Origin of the sequence: Streptomyces sp. NRRL WC-3618 (assembly GCF_001280005.1) — a bacterium.
Lineage (GTDB): Bacteria > Actinomycetota > Actinomycetes > Streptomycetales > Streptomycetaceae > Streptomyces.
Genome location: NZ_LGDW01000467.1, coordinates 12,183 through 30,815 on the forward strand (window position 1 = coordinate 12,183; position 18,633 = coordinate 30,815).

The 18,633-nt window shown below is 70.8% G+C and carries 16 protein-coding genes; 3 read left to right on the forward strand and 13 right to left on the reverse strand.

Translation table 11 applies throughout. From position 1 onward, the window contains the following. Positions 1-6: 6 nt before the first annotated feature. The 3 genes from ADL01_RS34240 to pdhA are packed head-to-tail and all read right to left on the reverse strand — an operon-like array spanning position 7 to position 3,490. Positions 7-1,341 (reverse strand): dihydrolipoamide acetyltransferase family protein, encoded by a 1,335-nt coding sequence (locus ADL01_RS34240; RefSeq protein WP_053746074.1) that lies wholly within the window; start codon positions 1,339-1,341, stop codon positions 7-9. Then, complete coding sequence (locus tag ADL01_RS34245) at positions 1,341-2,345, reverse strand: alpha-ketoacid dehydrogenase subunit beta (RefSeq protein WP_053745946.1); 1,005 nt, start codon at positions 2,343-2,345, stop codon at positions 1,341-1,343. The genes ADL01_RS34240 and ADL01_RS34245 overlap by 1 nt, the downstream gene beginning before the upstream one ends. Next, on the reverse strand, positions 2,342-3,490 hold the full coding sequence (pdhA, locus tag ADL01_RS34250) for a pyruvate dehydrogenase (acetyl-transferring) E1 component subunit alpha (RefSeq protein WP_053745947.1): 1,149 nt from the start codon (positions 3,488-3,490) through the stop codon (positions 2,342-2,344). The genes ADL01_RS34245 and pdhA overlap by 4 nt, the downstream gene beginning before the upstream one ends. Before the next feature lie 175 nt (positions 3,491-3,665). Between pdhA and ADL01_RS34255 the strand changes: the two genes are divergently transcribed. Next, the gene (locus tag ADL01_RS34255; protein ID WP_420719768.1) at positions 3,666-4,166 is read left to right on the forward strand and encodes an Lrp/AsnC family transcriptional regulator; all 501 of its coding nucleotides are present in this window, start codon (positions 3,666-3,668) and stop codon (positions 4,164-4,166) included. A 28-nt stretch (positions 4,167-4,194) separates the two neighbouring features. On the opposite strand, the gene ADL01_RS34260 is transcribed toward ADL01_RS34255, so the two are convergent. Both ADL01_RS34260 and ADL01_RS34265 read right to left on the reverse strand, forming a co-directional pair. Beyond that, the gene (locus ADL01_RS34260) at positions 4,195-4,785 is read right to left on the reverse strand and encodes a TetR/AcrR family transcriptional regulator (RefSeq protein WP_053745949.1); all 591 of its coding nucleotides are present in this window, start codon (positions 4,783-4,785) and stop codon (positions 4,195-4,197) included. Further along, positions 4,782-6,296, reverse strand: coding sequence for a 3-hydroxyacyl-CoA dehydrogenase (locus tag ADL01_RS34265; RefSeq protein WP_053745950.1), 1,515 nt, complete (start codon positions 6,294-6,296; stop codon positions 4,782-4,784). Before ADL01_RS34265 ends, ADL01_RS34260 begins: the two co-directional genes overlap by 4 nt. A 195-nt stretch (positions 6,297-6,491) precedes the next feature. Here ADL01_RS34265 and paaN point away from each other — a divergent pair, with 195 nt between their 5' ends. Next, positions 6,492-8,198, forward strand: a complete 1,707-nt coding sequence (gene paaN / locus ADL01_RS34270; RefSeq protein ID WP_053745951.1) for a phenylacetic acid degradation protein PaaN — start codon at positions 6,492-6,494, stop codon at positions 8,196-8,198. A gap of 11 nt (positions 8,199-8,209) precedes the next feature. Here paaN and ADL01_RS34275 read toward each other — a convergent pair whose 3' ends face one another. From ADL01_RS34275 to ADL01_RS34285, 3 genes are read right to left on the reverse strand one after another with little or no spacing between them, the layout of a single operon-like run. Continuing rightward, a complete protein-coding gene (locus tag ADL01_RS34275; RefSeq protein ID WP_053745952.1) occupies positions 8,210-8,983 on the reverse strand; it encodes a TrmH family RNA methyltransferase in 774 nt (257 codons plus the stop codon). Positions 8,984-8,993: 10 nt separating this feature from the next. Further along, positions 8,994-10,232: an HTTM domain-containing protein gene (locus ADL01_RS34280; protein WP_078960921.1), complete on the reverse strand. Its 1,239-nt coding sequence runs from the start codon at positions 10,230-10,232 to the stop codon at positions 8,994-8,996. After that, positions 10,229-11,065: a DUF5819 family protein gene (locus ADL01_RS34285; RefSeq protein ID WP_053745953.1), complete on the reverse strand. Its 837-nt coding sequence runs from the start codon at positions 11,063-11,065 to the stop codon at positions 10,229-10,231. Before ADL01_RS34285 ends, ADL01_RS34280 begins: the two co-directional genes overlap by 4 nt. 291 nt (positions 11,066-11,356) lie before the next feature. On the opposite strand from ADL01_RS34285, the gene ADL01_RS34290 reads away from it, so the two are divergent. Next, positions 11,357-12,505, forward strand: a complete 1,149-nt coding sequence (locus ADL01_RS34290; RefSeq protein ID WP_053745954.1) for an acyl-CoA dehydrogenase family protein — start codon at positions 11,357-11,359, stop codon at positions 12,503-12,505. A 33-nt stretch (positions 12,506-12,538) separates the two neighbouring features. Here the strand turns inward: ADL01_RS34290 and ADL01_RS34295 are convergent, their stop codons facing one another. The 5 genes from ADL01_RS34295 to ADL01_RS34315 all read right to left on the reverse strand — a co-directional run bounded on the left by ADL01_RS34295 (position 12,539) and on the right by ADL01_RS34315 (position 18,230). After that, entirely contained in the window at positions 12,539-12,868 is a 330-nt protein-coding gene (locus ADL01_RS34295; protein WP_053745955.1) for a rhodanese-like domain-containing protein, read from the reverse strand. 37 nt (positions 12,869-12,905) lie between these two features. After that, complete coding sequence (locus tag ADL01_RS34300) at positions 12,906-13,790, reverse strand: J domain-containing protein (protein ID WP_053745956.1); 885 nt, start codon at positions 13,788-13,790, stop codon at positions 12,906-12,908. A 99-nt stretch (positions 13,791-13,889) separates the two neighbouring features. Then, the gene (locus ADL01_RS34305) at positions 13,890-15,341 is read right to left on the reverse strand and encodes a DUF2252 domain-containing protein (protein ID WP_053745957.1); all 1,452 of its coding nucleotides are present in this window, start codon (positions 15,339-15,341) and stop codon (positions 13,890-13,892) included. Positions 15,342-16,582: 1,241 nt separating this feature from the next. Continuing rightward, positions 16,583-17,332 carry a hypothetical protein gene (locus ADL01_RS34310; RefSeq protein ID WP_053745958.1) on the reverse strand — a complete coding sequence of 250 codons (750 nt, stop codon included), beginning with the start codon at positions 17,330-17,332 and terminating at the stop codon, positions 16,583-16,585. 13 nt (positions 17,333-17,345) lie between these two features. Then, the gene (locus ADL01_RS34315) at positions 17,346-18,230 is read right to left on the reverse strand and encodes a DNA-processing protein DprA (protein ID WP_053745959.1); all 885 of its coding nucleotides are present in this window, start codon (positions 18,228-18,230) and stop codon (positions 17,346-17,348) included. Positions 18,231-18,633: the final 403 nt, after the last annotated feature.

Consider the following 18,633-nt stretch of genomic DNA (forward strand, 5'->3'; position numbering starts at 1 on the left):
CCCTGATCACAGCGTGCGCAGCAGCACCGCCGGTTGCTCGACGCAGTCCGCCACATAGCGCAGGAAACCGCCCGCTGTGCCACCGTCGCACACCCGGTGGTCGAAGGTGAGCGACAGCTGGACGACCTGGCGCACGGCCAGTTCGCCCTCGTGAACCCACGGTTTGGGGACGATCCGGCCGACGCCGAGCATGGCCGCCTCGGGGTGGTTGATGATCGGCGTGGAGCCGTCGACGCCGAACACTCCGTAGTTGTTCAACGTGAAGGTTCCGCCGGTGAGTTCGGCGGGCGTGAGGGTGCCGGCCCTGGCCGCCTCGGTCAGCCGCGTGATCTCCGCGCCGATCGACTCGGCGTTCCTGGTGTGTGCGTCCCGGACGACGGGGACGACGAGCCCGCGTTCGGTCTGGGCGGCGAACCCGAGGTGGACGCGGTCGAGCCGGACGATCTCCCTGGCCTCCAGGTCGACCGTGGAGTTCAGATCGGGGTAGCGGGCGAGGGCGGCCGTGCAGATCCGGGCGAGCAGGGCCAGGAGGGAGATCTTGGCGCCCCCGCCCCCGCCCCCGCTCCCGCCCCCGTTCATGAGCACGCGCGCGTGCATCAGTTCCGTCGCGTCGGCGTCCACCCAGCAGGTCGCGTCCGGGATCTCGCGCCGGCTGCGGGAGAGCTTGTCGGCGACGACACCCCGGATGCCCTTGAGGGGGAGGCGCGTGCCCTCGGCAGGGGCGGGGCCGTCCCCAGGCACCGCGACCGGGAGCGGGGCCGGGGCCTCCGTATGCGTGGCGCCGGCGTGCAGGGCGCGCTCCACGTCGGCGCGCAGGATCAGTCCGTCGGGCCCCGAGCCCGCCAACTGCCGCAGATCCAGGCCGTTCTCGCGGGCGAGCCTGCGAACGAGCGGCGAGATGACCGGAACGGGACCGTCGACCCGGGTGGCGGCGAAGGCCTGCCCGTCCGCGCCCTCGGGGGCGACCGGAGCGGCGGGCACCGCCTGTTCCCGCCGCACCCTCCGCCGCCGCGCGGGCGCCTCGGAGGTGCCGTATCCGACGAGCACGTTGCCGGAGCCCTCGGCCGTGTCACCGGCCGGGTCGGGGTGGGCCGGGGTGCCGACCGCGACCGTCACCAGGGGTGAGCCGACGGGCAGTTCGGTGCCCTCCTCGCCGAAGCGGGCGGTGACGACACCCCCGTAGGGACAGGGCACGTCGACCATCGCCTTGGCCGTCTCGACCTCGACGACCGGCTGGTCCACGGCGACGACCTCGCCGACCTCGACCAGCCAGCGCACGATCAGCGCCTCGGTGAGTCCCTCGCCGAGGTCGGGGAGCCTGAACTCCAGTACCTGTGCCATCAGCGTCCCGCCTCCCACTGCAGCCGTCCCACGGCGTCCAGGACACGGTCGACGCCGGGCAGGTGGTGCCGCTCGAGCATCGGCGGCGGGTACGGGATGTCGAACCCGGCGACACGCAGCACCGGCGCCTCCAGGTGGTGGAAGCAGCGCTCCGTGACGCGGGCGGCGATCTCTCCGCCGGGGCCGCCGAAGCCGCCCGACTCGTGGACGACCAGGGCCCGGCCGGTCCGCCGTACCGAGGCGCACACCGTCTCGTCGTCGAACGGGACCAGGGAACGCAGGTCGACCACCTCCAGGTCCCAGCCCTCCGCCTCGGCCGCCTTCGCCGCCTCCAGGCAGACGGGCAGGGACGGCCCGTACGTGATGATCGTGGCGCTGCGGCCGGGGCGCCGCACCACCGCGCGTCCGATCGGTTCAACGGCCGCCGGCTCGTCCGGGTTCCAGGAGTCCTTCGACCAGTACAGGCGCTTGGGCTCCAGGAAGACCACCGGGTCGTCGGAGGCGATGGCGGCCCGCAGCAGGCCGTACGCGTCGGCCACCGTGGCGGGCGTGACGACGTGCAGACCCGGGGTCGCCATGTAGTACGCCTCGGAGGAGTCGCTGTGGTGTTCGACGCCGCCGATGCCGCCGCCGTAGGGCACCCGGACGGTGATCGGCAGGGGCATGGCCCCGCGCGTGCGGTTGCGCATCCGGGAGACGTGCGAGATCAGCTGCTCGAACGCGGGGTAGGCGAACGCGTCGAACTGCATCTCGACGACCGGACGCAGACCGTACATGGCCATGCCGACGGCCGCCCCGAGGATGCCCGCCTCGGCCAGCGGGGTGTCCGTGCAGCGGTCCTCGCCGAACTCCCGGGCGAGCCCGTCGGTGACCCGGAAGACCCCGCCGAGGGTGCCGACGTCCTCACCCAGGACGTGCACGGTGGGGTCGCACGCCATGGCGTCGCGCATCGCGCGCGTGAGGGCCTGCGCCATGGTGGCGGGTTTGAGGGCGACGGTGGTCATCGGTGCGCCCCCTCGGTCCCGCCCTCGGCCTCGGCCTCGAGCTCGGCCCGCAGCTGGGTCCGCTGCTCGCGCAGTTGGGGGGTGGGCTCGGCGTACACCTGGGGGAACAGGTCCATGGGGTCGAGCGCCGGGTCCTGGTTCATCCGCGCGCGCAGGTCGGCGGCGAGTGCCTCGGCGTCCTCGCGCGCGGCCCTGATGCCGTCCTCGTCGAGCAGCCCGCGCGCGGTGAGCTCCCGTTCCAGGAGGTCGATCGGGTCGTGCTCGCGCCAGGCGGTGACCTCGGAGTCGGCCCGGTAGCGCTTGTCGTCGTCGGCGTTGGTGTGCGCCTCCATGCGGTAGGTCACCGCCTCGATGAGAGTCGGACCACCACCCGCGCGCGCGTGCCGTACGGCCTCGCTGAGCACGTCGTACATGGCGACGGCGTCGTTGCCGTCGACGAGGCGGCCCGGCATCCCGTAGCCCACCGCCTTGTGGGCCAGCGAGGGCGCTGCGGTCTGCTTGGCGAGGGGCACGGAGATCGCGAAGCCGTTGTTCTGGACCAGGAAGACCACCGGCGCCTGCCACACGGCGGCGAAGTTCAGCGCCTCGTGGAAGTCGCCCTCACTGGTGCCGCCGTCACCGACCATGGCCAGCGCGACCACGTCGTCGCCCTTGAGGCGGGCGGCGTGGGCGAGCCCGACAGCGTGCGGCAGCTGCGTCGCGAGCGGGGTGCACAGCGGCGCCACCCGGTGTTCACGCGGGTTGTACCCGGTGTGCCAGTCGCCGCGCAGCAGCGTCAGCGCCTGTACGGGGTCCACGCCCCGGGCGACCACGGCGAGCGTGTCCCGGTAGCTGGGGAAGAGCCAGTCACGGTCCTCCAGGACGAGCGCGGCGGCCACCTCGCAGGCCTCCTGGCCGACGCTGGAGGGGTACACGGCGAGCCGGCCCTGCTTGGTGAGGGCGGTGGCCTGCGCGTTGTACCGGCGCCCACGCACCAGCTGCGCGTACAGCCGGCGCAGCAGCCCGGGGTCCGCCCGCGTCGCCGCCTCGGTACCGAGGACGCGGTACGGAGCCGCGTCGGGCAGCAGCGGCGCGGGGTCGGTACGGGGCTGCCAGGCGGGCGGCGGAGTGGGGCGGTACGCACCCCGCTGATCCATGACCGTCATGACGGCACCTCCTCGTGGGAGACGGCTCCGGACGCGCCACGGATGTGACTCGCCTCACCTACCGATTGTTCGGTCGCCGGCACATTTTGGCTACAGGCGCCGCCAGGCTGTGGACAAACGGTTCTCCACAGCCTGAGATGGACGCAGGACGTCCATGGCAGGGAGGCGGGGGCGCATGGCACCTGAACAAATGGCCGAGCACGCGGAAGGCGGCGCCACCCTGCCACCCCCACGGCCGCTGGACGCCATTGATCAGGACATCCTGCAGATGCTCCAGGCGGACGGCCGCGCCTCGATCCGTTCCGTGGCCGAACGCGTCCATGTCTCGCGGGCCAACGCCTACGCGCGCATCAACCGCCTCCTGGAGGACGGTGTGATCCGCGGTTTCGGCGCCCGCGTGGACCATGAACGCGCCGGGCAGGGCACGTCGGCCTACATCACACTGAAGATCGTCCAGAACTCCTGGCGCACGGTCCGCGAACACCTGAGGCAGCTCCCGGGGGCGGACCACATCGCCCTGGTGGGCGGCGACTTCGACGTGCTCCTGCTGGTCCACACCCCCGACAACAAGGCGCTGCGCGAGCTGGTGCTGATGCGCCTGCAGGCGATGCCGGAGGTGCTCAGCACGCGCACCCTGCTGGTGTTCGAGGAGGAGGACATCGGCCTGGAGGGCTGACCTCTCCGAGGCGCCCCTACGGGGGGACTCACTCCGGTCTGCGCAGCCCCCCGAAGACCAGCAGCGCCACCGCGTCGGCGACCTCCCGCTCGCCCATGCCGCGACCGTCGGGCCGGTACCACTCCACGACCGAGTTGATCATCCCGAAGACGAGCCGCGTGGCGAGCCGCACCTCCACGTCACCGCGTATGTCCCCTTCGGCGGCGGCGGCCTTGAGCAGCTCGGCCACCCGGTGGTCGAAGTCGCGGCGCCGCTCCAGAGCCTGGCGCTCGGTGTGGGTGTTGCCGCGCACCCGCAGCAGCAGCGTCACGTACGGCAGTTCGGCGATGAGCACCTCGACCATGCGCCGTACGACGTACTCCAGCCGTCCGGCGGCGGGCCCCACGCACGCGTGCTCCTCGTCGAGGATCCCGAAGAGCCCGTCCAGCGCCCGGCTGACGGCCAGCCGCAGCAGCTCCTCCTTGCCGGTGACGTGGTGGTAGATCGACGACTTGGAGATGCCCGCGGCCTTGGAGAGGTGCTCCATGGAGGTGCCGTCGTAGCCACGCTCGTTGAACACCTGGACGGCGACCTGGAGCAGCGTCTGCGGGGTGTACGTGTCGCGCTTGGCGGTGGTCATGGGGTGCCCTCCCGCTTGTCGGTGGCGTACGCGTGGCGGTAGAGCGCGAGGGACGGCGCGTACCGTCCGCTCGGGTCGCGCTGGTGGAGTTCGTCGAGGATCTCGTGCGCCCAGCTCCGGCCGAGCCTGCGGCTCCATTCGAAGGGTCCGAGAGGGTAGTTGACGCCGAGACGCATCGCCGTGTCGACGTCCTCCTCGGTGGCGACGCCCTTGGCGACGGCGTCGTGCGCGAGGTCGATGATCCGGGCCACCGTACGGGCGACGATCATGCCGGGGGCGTCCCCGAGGACGCTGACGTCCTTGCCGAGCGCCTGGAAGAGGCCAATGGCCTCGGAGAGGGTCTGCGGCTGGGTGTCCTGGGAGGCGGACAGGGCGACGCGGGTGGCCCGCCGGTAGTCGAGGGCGAGGTCGAAGTAGACGACGTCGCGGAACTCGACGCTGGTCTGCCCGTCGGCGAGGACCAGCTGACCGCCGCTGGGCAGGACCAGCCGGGTGCCGTGGTCCTCCTCGTCCTCACGGACGGGAATGCCCGCCTCGCGGATCAGCGCGAGGAGGTCGGCCGCGGGGCCCAGGTCACCCTCGGCGACGACGTACGCGGGCGGCTGGGCCGCTTCCGCGGTGTGCGGTTCGGCGCGCTCGGCGTCGTCCCCGTAGTCGTACCAGCCCTGCCCGGTCTTGCGGCCGAGCCGGCCCGACTCGACGAGCCGCCGCTGGGCGAGTGAGGGCGTGAACCGCACGTCGTGGAAGAAGGCCTGCCACACGGAGTGGGTGACGGACTCGTTGACGTCCTGCCCGATGAGGTCGGTCAGTTCGAAGGCGCCCATCTTGAACCCGCCGCACTCGCGCAGCACCGCGTCGATGGTGGCGGGGTCTGCGGACTGCGCCTCGTACGCCGCGAAGGCCTCCGCGTAGAAGGGCCGGGCGAGGCGGTTGACGATGAACCCGGGGGTGTCGGCGCAGGCGACCGGTGTCTTGCCCCAGGCGCGGGCCATCTCGTACGCGCGCGTGGCCGACGTGACGTCGGTGGCGAACCCGGAGACGACCTCCACGAGGGGCAGCAGCGGCGCCGGGTTGAAGAAGTGCAGCCCCACGAACCGCCCGGGGTTGCGCAGGGCGCCCCCGATGGCGGTGACCGACAGGGAGGAGGTGTTGGTGGCGAGGAGGCAGTCGTCGTCGACCACGTCCTCCAGGGCGCGCATCAGCTCCTGCTTCACGTCGAGCCGTTCGAGGACGGCCTCGACGACGAGGGAGCAGTCGGCGAGTTCGGCGAGGCTCCCGGCGGCGTGCAGCCGGCCTCGCGCGGCGTCCCGGTCGGCCGCTTGGAGCCGGTCCTTCTCCACGAGCCGGTCGAGGCGCGCGCCGATCGCGTGGACGGCGTCCTGGGCCCGCCCTGGCGCGGAATCGAACAGCCGTACGTGATGACCGGCGGTCAGCGCGACCTGGGCGATGCCCTGGCCCATGGTGCCGGTGCCGACGACGGCCACGGGGCTGCTGAGGTCGAGTGCTGTCATGTGCGCGATCCTCCCGCACGAGGTTGTCCACAGATGCGGCGGACCCCCTTGTCCCGACCGATCGTTCGGTTACTCTAACTCTGTCGTCCCTTTTCTGCCCAGGTCATGTCCCAGTTCATGCCCGGGTCATGCACCAGTTCATGTCCCAGTTCATGAGCTCGACGAAGTGCTCTTGAGACGAGGAGTTGGTCCCTGATGGCCGCCGAACTCACCACGCACCAGCTGATCGCCCAGCACCGGCCCACCCTCGACCAGGCGCTGGAAGCGATCCGCACCCGCGCGTACTGGTCCCCGCACCCCGAACACCCCAAGGCCTACGGGCAGGACGGCACCCTGGACCTGGCCGCGGGCAAGGCCGCCTTCGACGCCGTCCTGAACACCCGCCTCGACCTGGACCAGCCCGGCACGGACGACTGGGTGGGCGGCGAGGTGTCGCCGTACGGCATCGAGCTGGGCGTCACCTACCCGCACGCGGACGTCGACGTGCTGCTGCCCGCCATGAAGGCCGGCCAGCGGGTGTGGCGCGACGCGGGCGCGGAGGTCCGCGCGATGGTCTGTCTGGAGATCCTCCGGCGGATCAGCGGCCGGACGCACGAGTTCGCGCACGCGGTCATGCACACCAGCGGCCAGGCCTTCATGATGGCGTTCCAGGCAGGCGGCCCGCACGCCCAGGACCGCGGCCTGGAGGCGGTGGCTTACGCGTACGCGGAGCAGGTCCGCACGCCCGGCACCGCGGAGTGGACCAAGCCCCAGGGCAAGCGCGACCCGCTGGCCCTGACCAAGGAGTTCACGCCGGTCCCGCGCGGCATCGCCCTCCTCATCGGCTGCAACACCTTCCCCACGTGGAACGGCTACCCGGGCCTGTTCGCCTCCCTGGCCACGGGCAACGCGGTCCTCGTGAAGCCCCACCCGCGCGCGGTACTGCCGCTCGCGCTGACGGTCGCCGTCGCGCGCGAGGTCCTGACGGAGGCCGGCTTCGACCCGAACCTGGTGGCGCTGGCGGCCGAGCACCCCGGCGAGGGCATCGCGAAGACCCTGGCGACCCGCCCGGAGATCCGGATCATCGACTACACGGGCTCGACGTCGTTCGGCGACTGGCTGGAGGCCCACGCCCGCCAGGCGCAGGTCTACACGGAGAAGGCCGGCGTCAACACGGTGATCGTGGAGTCGACCGGCGACTACAAGGGCATGCTGTCGAACCTCGCCTTCGCCCTCTCCCTGTACAGCGGCCAGATGTGCACCACCCCGCAGAACCTCCTCATCCCCCGCGACGGCATCCGTACGGAGGAGGGCCACAAGTCGTACGACGAGGTGGTCTCCGGCCTCGCCGCGGCCGTCGGCGGCCTCCTGGGCGACGACGCGCGCGCGAACGGGCTGCTGGGCGCGATCGTCAACCCCGACGTGAAGGCACGGCTGGAGGCGGCGGCCGGCCTCGGCGAAGTCGCCCTGGCCTCACGGGAGATCGCGAACCCCGACTTCCCCGAAGCGGTGGTCCGTACGCCGGTCGTCGTGAAGCTCGACGGCGCGCGGAAATACTGGGACGGAGCGGACTCCGAGGCCGCCTACCTGAGCGAGTGCTTCGGCCCCGTCTCCTTCGCCGTCGCGGTCGACTCGGCGGCGGACGCGGTGGAGCTGCTGCGGCGGACGGTTCGGGACAAGGGCGCGATGACGGTCGGCGCGTACACGACCGACCCGGAGTTCGAACAGGCCGTCCAGGAGGCCTGCCTGGAGGAGTGCGCCCAGCTGTCGCTGAACCTGACCGGCGGGGTGTACGTCAACCAGACGGCCGCCTTCTCCGACTTCCACGGCTCGGGCGGCAACCCGGCCGCGAACGCGGCACTGTGCGACGGGGCGTTCGTGGCGAACCGGTTCCGGGTGGTGGAAGTGCGCCGGGAGGCCTGAGCCGGACAGACCTAAAAAGTTCCGTTACCGGTGACGCTCCAGTGGTACAGCGTCATGGCCACGCTGGTCGCGAGGTTGTAGCTGGAGACCTGGGGGCGCATCGGCAGGGACACCAGGCGGTCGGCACGCGCGCGCAGTGCGGGTGACAGCCCGCTGCGCTCGGAGCCGAAGGCGAGTACGGCGTCGTCCGGGAGCTTCAGCCCCCGGATGTCCTCGCCCTCCGGATCGAGCGCGAACACCGGCCCGGGCGGCAGCTCGGCCACCGTCAGCCGCTCCACGGCGGTCGCGAAATGCAGCCCCGCCCCACCGCGTACGACGGTCGGGTGCCAGGGGTCGACCGTCCCGGTGGTGACGACCCCGGTCGCGCCGAAACCGGCCGCGAGGCGGATCACGGCCCCGGCGTTGCCGAGATTGCGCGGGTCGTCGAGGACGACGACGGGCGCGCCGCGGGGCATGCGCGCGAGCGCCTCCAGGTTGGCGCCGCGCGCGGGTCGTACGGCCAGGGCGGCCACCCCGGTGGGATGCGCGCGCGGCACGAGGGACGTGTACGTCGTCTCCGGCACCTCGGCCAAGAGGGCGTCCAGCGCGTCCCGTACGTCGGGGGCCAGTTCGGCGGCGAGATCGAGGGTCGCCCGTCGGTCGGTGGTCACGGCCACCGGGATCCGCGCGCCGAAGCGGACGGCGTGCTTGAGGGCGTGGAAGCCGTCGAGCAGGACGGAAGTGCCCGCGAGCCGGTGCCAGTCGGTCACCGCGGCGATTGCTGGCCCCGTTGCTGCGTCCGTCATGCCTGGAAGCCTACGTGCGCGTGTGCGCCGTCTCGTCCGCCGCTGTCTCGTCGGCCGCACCGGAGGTCGGCGGGCCCGGCAGGGCACGTGCGCTGCCCGGCAGCCGGACGAGAAGACGCACACGCGCGCGTGCCGCCCACTCGCCGAGGCGGCGCAGGAAGGAGGTCGGCAGGAACACGGCGTCCGCGGCGATCATCGCGAGGGAGAAGAAGGGCAGTCCGAGGACGACGGCGATCACCGCGTGCTCGGTCATCATCACGGCCAGCAGGACGTTCTTGACCCGCCGGTTGAAGAGCGTGAAGGGGAAGGCGACCTGCACGACCACCGTCCCGTACGTCACCAGCATCACCATGGTGCCGCTCGACGACATCAGGTCGGAGAGGGCGGGCCACGGGGAGAAGTAGTCGAGGTGGAGCGGGTAGTAGACGGCGGTGCCGTCCTGCCAGCGCGAGCCCTGGATCTTGTACCAGCCGGCCGTCGCGTAGATCAGACAAGCCTCGGCCATGATCACGAACAGGGCCGCGTTGTGCACGACGTTGCCGACGATGTCGAGCAGCATCCGTGGCTCGCCGCCCCGCTCACGGCGCGCCACGGCCCACCACACGCCCTGCGCCAGCCACATCCCCCACAGGATCCCCGGGACCCGCAGGTCTCCGTCGAGCTTGCCGGCTGCGGTACCGGCGCCGAGGAGCGTCCCGAGGACGGCCCACAGCACGGGACCCACCCGGTCGGGGGCGGCGTCGAAGAGCACGCGTGCGCGTGCCCTGCGGGCGCGGCGGGCGTCCAGGGACCACACCTGGCCGCAGCGCGTGAACACCAGGTAGAGGGACATCAGGTGCAGGACGTTGTCGCCGCCGTCGCCCACGAAGATGCTGCGGTTCTGGAGCGAGAGCACGCCGACCATGAAGACCACGGACAGCGTGCGGGTGCGCCAGCCGAGCAGGAGAAGAAGACTGGCGAGAACCGCGAGCACGTAGACGAGTTCGAACCAGATCCGGCTGCCGGACCACATGAGCACCGTGAAGGCGCCGTTGTCCGCGACGAGCTGCTGGGCGAGACCCCAGCTCCAGGGGCCGTCGGGCCCGTACAGCTCCTGCCGGTGCGGGAACTCGCGCAGCAGGAACAGCAGCCAGGTCGCCGAGAAGCCGATCCGCACGACGGCCGTCTGGTAAGGGCCAAGGGCGGCCTCGGTGATGCGGCCTATGCCCTGGGAGATCCTCCGGGAGGCCGTGGGGGCGAGGCGGGTCACGAGCCGTCCCCCTTCGTCTTCGTCGCGTCGGCCGTGCCCGCCGCCCGGAGCGTCTCGTCGTCGGGGACGGGCCACCAGGGCAGTACACGGTAGGCGGGCTTCTCGGGCACCTGCTCCTGGCTCCACTCGGGGGGTCGGACGTTCGTGCTGCGGGAGCGGATCTGGACGCGGTCGATCGTGCCGCCGGGTCCGGCCGCGTCCTCGCGGTCGAGGCGCAGGACGACGATGCGGCGCAGATACTGCTCGGCGAGAGCACCGCGCAGGCCCGAGGGGCGGTTCTGGGCGTCGTGCGAGCCGACGAGGAAGTCCCAGGCCCGGCGCAGCTCGTTCTGCTGGGTGTGGCTCGGCACCGGATTGCCGTGGATGGCCTCGCCGTCCAGCGCGGTGAGGTCGTACCAGCCGGTCGTCCGGGCCCCGCCGTCGGCGGTACGGACATCGGCGCGGACCTCGACGGCGATGTTCTGCTGCAGCGGGTTGGGGGCGAAGAGCTTCCAGTTCTGTTCGAACTCCGGGTAGATCCAGTCGTCGATCGCCCGGCTGTGCTCCTTGGTGACCGTGTTCGAGGGCGCGACGTGCAGAAAGACCATCCCGAGGTGGACACACGCGGCAACGGCGACGACCGCGACGGCGAGGGCGACGCCCAGCTGGTACGGGAGGGAGAGGGCGGCCAGAGACGGGCGCGGGGCTTCCTGGGAGGTGGGGTGCGGTGGGGCGCCGTCGTCCGGCGGCCCGGACCCGGGCGGCGGCTGGGGGCCGTCGGGCGGGGAGCCCTCGGCCTCGCCGGGCTCGTCCCGCCCATGCCGGGAGGTCGAGCCTGCCTCGTACGCGTCCATTGCGCCCCGTCTCCCGAAACCCGGTCCCATCGCACCTACGGCGTGCGCACGGGCACGGTACTCAGGGCCGCCCGCCCAGCACAGCCCCCCGCGCACACCCACACGACCGTTGCACGGCGCTCCGGCAGCCCGCTGACACCCTACGGCCCACCGCGGGAGCATCGATTCGAACAAATCGAACAACCGGTCGCCGTCACGGACCCTCCGGTCCCGTCCGTTCCCTTCTTCTAGAACCTGTTCTATCTTGACGCCCCGTCAGGTCACCCGCCCCCGGGCCGAGAGGACAGCACCGTGGACTTCAGGTTCAGCGAGGAGCAGCAGGCGGCCGTCGAGGCGGCCCGGGCGGTGTTCGCCGGGGTCGCGCCGGACGGGGTGATCAGCCCGTCGCTCGTCCCGGGCGCAGTCGCGGACGACTTCGACCGGGCACTGTGGAAGAGGCTCGCCGGCGCGGATCTGCTGAGCCTGCTCCTCGACGAGGAGGTCGGCGGCGCCGGCCTCGACGCCATCGCCCTGTGCCTCGTACTGCGCGAATCCGCGAAGGTACTGGCCAGGGTGCCCCTGCTGGAGAGCTGCGCCGCCGCGGCGGCCGTACAGGCGTACGGCGACCAGGAGCTGCGGGGCGAGGTGCTGCGCCGGGCCGGGAGCGGCGACCTCGTCCTCACCGTCGCCGCACACGGCCGCACCGGCCACGACGCCGCCGAACTCGCCGTGACCGCGAACCGGGACGGCGACCAATGGGTGCTCGACGGAGTGCAGACGGCGGTGCCCTGGGCGCACAACGCCGACTTCGTCCTCGTACCCGCCCACACGAACACCGACCGGACCGTGCTCGCCCTGGTCCCCCGCGCCCACGAAGATGCCCCGCTCGAGGGCGTCGCACTCGCCGAGCAGATCTCCACCGCCGGCGAGCGGCTCGGCGAACTACGCCTGGATTCCGTGCGGCTGCCGGACCGCTACGTCCTCGACAGCGACGGCGCCTGGCCGTGGCTGCGCGATCTGCTGACCGTCGGCACCTGCGCGCTGGCCCTCGGGCTGGGTACCGCCGTACTGGACATGACCAGCGACTACACCGGCAAGCGGGAGCAGTTCGGGTACCCACTGGCGACGTTCCAGGCAGTCGCCGTCCAGACCGCCGACCGCTACATCGACCTGCGCGCGATGGAGGCCACCCTCTGGCAGGCGGCGTGGCGGACCAGCACCGGAGCGGGCGGCGCGCTGCCCGCCTCCGGGGACGTGGCCGTCGCCAAGATCTGGGCCTCCGAGGGGGTACGCCGGGTCGTGCAGACCGCACAGCACCTGCACGGCGGTTTCGGCGCCGACACCGACTATCCGCTGCACCGGTACCACGCCTGGGCCAAACACCTGGAGCTGTCCCTCGGCCCGGCGGCGGCACACGAAGAGGCCCTGGGCGACCTGCTGGCAGCGCACCAACTGGGCTGAACCCGGCGCCAAGCCGTCACACCCACCCGGGGTTCAGGCGACGAAGCCCGGCGCACCCTCGTCGGTGACGACCGGGCGGCCCGCCGCCTCCCACACCTGCATACCGCCGCCGACATTCACGGCGTCGATGCCCTGCTGGACCAGATAGTTCGTGACCTGCGCCGACCGGCCGCCGGAACGGCAGACCACGTTCACCCGACCGTCCTGCGGCGCCGCCTCGGTCAGCTCGCCGAAACGGGCGACGAACTCGCTCATCGGGATGTGCAACGCCCCCTCGGCATGCCCCGCCTGCCACTCCTCATCCTCACGGACGTCCAGCAGGAAGTCGTCGTCCTTGAGGTCCGCGACCTCGACCGTGGGCACACCAGAACCGAAACTCATGCCCCCGACGATACCCAGGTCACAGCCCGAGCAGTGCCGCGAGTTCCGCCTCGCGCTGCGCGACCTGGGCCAGCAGCTGCTCGGCGATCTCCTCGAGGAACCGGTCCGGGTCGTCCGGAGCGAGCTTCAGCATCGCGCCGATCGCACCCTCCTCCAGCTCACTGGCGACCAGCGTGAGCAGCTCCTTGCGCTGGGCGAGCCATTCGAGGCGGGCATAGAGCTCCTCGCTGTGACTCGGCTGCCACTCGGCGGGCGCCGGGCCGGCCGCCCACTCCTCGGCCAGCTCCCGCAGCAACGCCTCGTCGCCCCGCCCGTAGGCGGAGTTGACCCGGGCGATGAACTCGTCGCGCCGCGCCCGCTCCCGCTCGTCCTGCGCCAGGTCCGGGTGGGCCTTGCGGACCAGTTCCCGGTAGGCCTTGCGGGCCTCGTCGCTCGGCCGGACCCGCTGCGGGGGCCGCACCGGCTGTTCGGTGAGCATCGCCGCGGCCTCCGGGAACAGTCCCTCCGAGTCCATCCAGCCGTGGAACAGCTCCTCGACCCCGGGCATCGGCATGACCCGCGCCCTGGCCTCCCGCGCTGCTCGTACGTCCTCGGGGTCGCCGGTGCGCGCCGCCTTCGCCTCGGCGATCTCGGCGTCGAGCTCGTCGAGGCGCGCGTACATCGGGCCGAGCTTCTGGTGGTGCAGCCGGGAGAAGTTCTCGACCTCGATACGGAAGGTCTCGACGGCGATCTCGTACTCGATGAGCGCCTGCTCGGCGACCCGCACAGCCCGCTCCAGCCGCTCCTCGGGCCGAGCACCCCCGGCCTGATCGGACGCGCCGGACGCCGCCTGCGCGTCAAGAGGCTCCCGTGGCCCTTCGGCTTCGGGCACGGACGAGGACTGCTCAGCTTCCGGGGTCGTCACCCGTCCAAGCCTAGGCCACGGCTCACGCGCCCACCCAGGGTCACCGAACAGACCCCGAAGCGACCCCGTATGCGTCACACTCCAGCCCCCTCACCACCGTCACACGCCCATCTCCGCGGCGATCCTCCCCGCTCGCACCGCCTCCACGAGACCGGCGTGATCCGCCTCCGTACGGTCGGCGTAGGCCGTCGCGAACGTCGCCATCGCCTCGTCCAGCTCGTCGCTCTTGCCGCAGTACCCGGCGATCAGCCGAGGGTCGGCGCTGTGGGCGTGGGCACGGGCCAGGAGGGCGCCCGTCATCCGGCCGTAGTCGTCGATCTGGTCGGCGGACAGGGCGACCGGGTCGACGCTGCCCTTGCGGTTGCGGAACTGCCGTACCTGGAAAGGCCGTCCGCCGACCGTCGTCCAGCCGAGCAGGATGTCGCTGACGACCTGCATGCGCTTCTGCCCGAGCACGACCCGGCGCCCCTCGTGCACCGCGCCCGCCGCCTCAACCGGATCCCAGCCTGCGGTGGCCAGATGCGGGACCAGCGCCGAAGGACGGGCCTCCTTCACCTGGAGGACGAGAGGCTCCCCCTTGTGGTCCAGGAGCAGGACGACGTACGACCGCGCGCCCACACTCCCCGTGCCGACGATGCGGAATGCCACGTCGTGCACCGAATGGCGCTCCAGCAGCGGGAGACGGTCCTCCGACAGCGTGCCCACGTACTCCTCCAGGGACGCCGCCACCGCCGCGGCCTCCGCGTCCGGCACCCACCGCAGCACCGGAGGAGCCTCGACGAAGCGCCGCCCGCCGTCCTCGGTGACCTCCGTCGACTTGGCCGCGAAGCGCCCGCTGGTGTTGCCCCGCGCCTTCTCGGACACCCGCTCCAGCGTCCCGATCAGGTCATGGGCGTCCGTGTAGGAGACAAGTTCCTCGTCCGCGATGGCGTTCCACGCGTCCAGCACCGAAAGCTTCGCGAGCAGCCGCATCGTCCGCCGGTACGCCCCGACTGCGTCGTGCGCCGCCTTGCGGCAGATGTCCTCGTCCGCGCCCGCCTCCCGCCCCGCGAGCACCAGCGAGGCCGCGAGCCGCTTGAGGTCCCACTCCCAGGGACCCTGCACGGTTTCGTCGAAGTCGTTCAGATCGATGACCAGGCCGCCGCGCGCGTCACCGTAGAGACCGAAGTTGCCCGCATGGGCGTCGCCACAGATCTGGGCGCTGATCCTGGTCATCGGCGTACGGGCCAGGTCGTACGCCATCAGGCCCGCCGAACCGCGCAGGAAGGCGAACGGGGTGGCCGCCATCCTGCCCACCCTTATCGGGGTCAGCTCGGGGATACGACCACGATTGGACTCCCTGACCGCCGTCTCCGCGTCCGGACGCGAACCGTCCGCGCCGGTCTCGAAGGAGGCGTGCGCGCTGCGCGGAACCTGCCGGCGCAACGCCTTCCCCTCCTCCTTGGGGGAATCCTCCGCCGGCCACCGGGCGAACCCGCGCACCTGAGGAAGCTCCCGCGCCCGACTCCGCGCCCCCGCAGCCTCCGCCAACTCCGTACCGACCTCGGTCATCACGACCGCCTCCCCCGCTCCACACACCGCCGCCAACATCAACTCGCGACGACCGTACCGCCACACACCGCATCAGGTCAGACCCTGTGGATAAGTCGGGCGCCCTCGTGGGACACACCTCATATGAGAGAGAGCTCACATCTTCGCGACGGCGAGGACGGCGAGAGCGAGACGCGTGAGACAACGAGAAACGGCCCTCATCGGGATCCCGATGAGGGCCGTTCATTGTGGGGCACCGACGGAACTCGCTGGTCAGGGCCAACATGGGTACCCCTGGAGATCGTTTCCCGCGCTGTCGCGGCAGATTTCCCACGACGCAGGCCAGGGGCGTCGAGACCCCGAGCGACCAGCACCCGCAAGGCGTCCGCGGTCGGTGACCTCGGAGAGCCTTTGGCGGCCCGCGCCCCTATGCCCAAACTCACTTGCTCTCTTTGCTCCTCTTTCCCATCCGGGACCGACAGATCCATCGGGTGAGCGCTCCTACACAGGACGGCGACGACGATCGCCCCCCAGTCGATGACGTGCGGAAGCCCAGCGTCTCCCCGGGTTGTTCCCGCCCTTGCTGCTGATCGTTCATGAACGGCTCACTTCGTGATGTGTGACACTGACTCGCACGCCGTACCCTATTGGCGTAGAGATGCGCACACGCCTTTCCGTAACGAGGTATCGCCTGGGGAGAGTTGTTCCTCATCGGATCGATCTCGCACTCTTCATGCGTTCGCCCTCGGGATGTCCGATAGGTCTTGCTGTTGGCGTTGGCGTACGTGAAGTCGATCCGCCAGGTGCAAAACCCGCTGCTCAGCGCGCCGACAAAGGCGCAGTCGACATCCGCATTCTGGTAGGTGATCTTCTCCCCGCCACCTCGGATGATGTGTGTGAACAGGCAGCCGGTCGGAATCTTCATCGTCATGCCGCCAACGCTGTACGCGAAGGTCTGGACGGGAGTCGACCCGACAGCACCTGCCTACGCCACCGAGGAACTCGTCAGCACGAGAGCGCACGCGGCAGCAAAGGTCACGAAAAGCCTGGATCGATACAGCGCGACCATGAATAATCCCATTCTGGCGAAGAATGTATTTCGACAGAAAAGAACTCCGTCACCGCGATCACGTTCCTGGCTCATGGGATGGTTCACCGACTTGAGTGATCAAGAGGTAAAGCGCTGACCAGGTGATTCGTTTATTCAATCCAAATTATCGAACTGCATGACGGTCACCATAGACAGAGCCCTTGCACGCGACTCAGGCGTGGCTCCACGGCCGAAGCACACATACATCCCAGGCGAAGCGGCGAAGTCGCGCCTGCTCGACATGCGCTGCGGTGTCGCCGTAGCTGGTGTTGAGGTGGCGTCCAAGGACCAGGATGGCCACGCTCGCCGCACCGGCGGCTTTCAGAGCCGCAGCTGCAGACTGGGCATGGCTGCCGGTGGTCCAGGTGTCGTCGATGAGGAGGACGTTCCCGCCCCAGAGTGCTGAGGATGTGTAACGCTCGGCTGAGACGTTGCGGCCGAGCTCGGCCGCGCCCGGCGCCGGCGTGAGTAGGTCACGGTGGCGGCTGCGGGTGGCACCGACCACGTCGGCGACCAGGGTGCGGAGGGGATGGTCCGTTCGGCCGCTGGTGCTCGGGACCGTGGTGATGGTGTCGAAGCCGGTTACCGCGCAGTGGGCTGCGATGCAGGCTTCGTGCAGGGCAAGAAAGCGCCACAGAACGGCTGCGAGCCCCATGCGGAAGTACTGCTGCTGAGGGCCTGCGGCGTTCTTGTAACGCCACAACTCGTTGGCGTACTGCTCGCCTTTGAGGGCCAGGCTCACCGGAACCACGGCGTCGGCGATGCCCAGGCCGAGGGTGCTGTTGGCCTGCTGGCACTGCCAGCAGGTCGGATAGCTGGCCTTCGCCGGGCCTCGGCAGATCTGGCAGACGCCCGGGCCGGGCAGCAGGGGGTGCACGAGGAAGTTGGCGTAGTGGTCGGACAGACCAACGACGGTTGCCACCCGGGTCCGCCTGTTACGCCCAGGTGAGCTCGCCCGTGGCGGGGACGAGAGAGCCGAGTTCCTCGAAGACGTCGTCAGGGCCGTCGATGACGGTTGTGTTGGGCCTGGTCGCGTACTCCCGTGCCCATTCGTGGGTCATGAGAGAGCGCATGAGGAAGACCCGTCGCCCGTGCTCCAGAGCGAGACGGGCCTGCATGCGGGCCCCGCTGCGGTACGCCGCCTCGACCACGACAGTGGCGAGACTGTATCCACTCATCACAGCGTTACGCATGGGGAACGAGATCTTCGAGGGCGGAGCGTCCGGCCAGAACTGGGAGATCAGCATCCCCCGCTCGGCGATCTCCTGCTGGAGCCGGGCGTTCTGCGCCGGGTAGGAGCGCCGCAGACCGGTGCCGATGACGGCGACGGTCCGACCGCCGACGGCGAGAGCGGTTCCGTGCGCGGCACTGTCGATCCCGGCGGCAAGGCCGCTGACCACTGTGACGCCGCGCTCGGCGAGCCCTCCCGCGATGGCACGGGCGTGTGCGATGCCCCCCGGAGTGGGGGTGCGGGTGCCGACGACCGCGACCCTCAGATCGTCGCTGACGGACGTCCCGCGCAGGAACAGGAAGGGCGGCCGCTGGTGGACCAGCCGTAGATAAAGCGGATAGTCATCGTCCAGGATCGTCACCAGCCGCATGCCCTCGCGCTCCCAGGCAGCGATCTCGGCGGCGACAGACTCAAGGTCTGGGGCGGGTTCGGTATTGAAGAGGGCGCCCTGCCCAGAGGCATCGAGCGCGTTCTCAAGTACGTCGCGTGCGCTTCCGACGGTCTCGATCTGGTCGGTGAGTTCGGGCCAAGGACGATCGCCACGTCGCAGGAGTGCGACGAGGGCGGCTCGTTCCAGCTCCTGGTCCATGTCGCAAGTATAGGAAGAGCGTCTGGGCCAGACAGCGCAACGTGCGGGCCGGAATCGAGCAACGCCGACAGACAGATCAGGCCACCCCCTAGGGGCGTAACACTGTGAACAGGACGAATTCCGCTCCGTGCTCATGAGGAGGACAGGGCTGCGGAGGGAACGGATGTGACAGCGCATCGCCAGCTCTGGTCAGAGCCCGACGGAGGTTCGACGCATCGTGACGGAGACCGGGAAGCCGGTCCCCGAGGGCGCGGAGGACCTGGGGATCAACGAGAAGAGCACCCGGAGGACCAGGACGCGTTGATCGCCCGGCTGACGGCGGAGAAGGCGGCGTCTCGGCCGCCCTGAGGCGTTCTTCTGGATGCGGACCCTCAGCAACATGGCGTGATGCCGCGTGATCGCC